The organism is Streptococcus oralis (genome assembly GCF_001579025.1).
GTDB classification, from domain to species: Bacteria; Bacillota; Bacilli; order Lactobacillales; family Streptococcaceae; genus Streptococcus; species Streptococcus oralis_X.
The window spans coordinates 1-345 of record NZ_KQ970249.1 but is presented as its reverse complement, the minus strand read 5'-3'; the positions used below and the strand labels follow the sequence as shown (position 1 = coordinate 345).

At 39.7% G+C, this 345-nt stretch carries 1 protein-coding gene; it reads right to left on the bottom strand.

Annotation, left to right across the window (positions count from 1 at the left end; all coding sequences use genetic code 11):
• Positions 1–345: Spy0128 family protein (locus SORDD27_RS09460; protein ID WP_330997344.1), on the bottom strand; the 345-nt coding region annotated here is incomplete at both ends.

Genomic DNA, 345 nt, shown 5'->3' with positions numbered 1-345 from the left:
CCGCTGGTGCTTTGAAGCTATTAGTGAAGACACTACCTGCTGAGTATTCAACAGTTGCCTTCAAGGCGTTTGTTGCTGCATCTTTGGTTACTGTTACCACTGCAGTCTTTTCTGTGTCGTAAGTAATACCAGTTGCTCCGGCATTCACTTCTTTTACAGTATAAGCATGAACACCTTCTGCATCATAGTTGATTGCATTAAATGTTACTTTTCCAGCTTGGTTTGTTTTTGTATCAAGTAGTTTTGTACCTTCATACAATTCAAATTGGAATTCACCATCAACCAAAGTACGACCAGTCAATTCTTTCGTAAATTCAAGTGTTGCTGATGTAGCTGTTGAAGCGG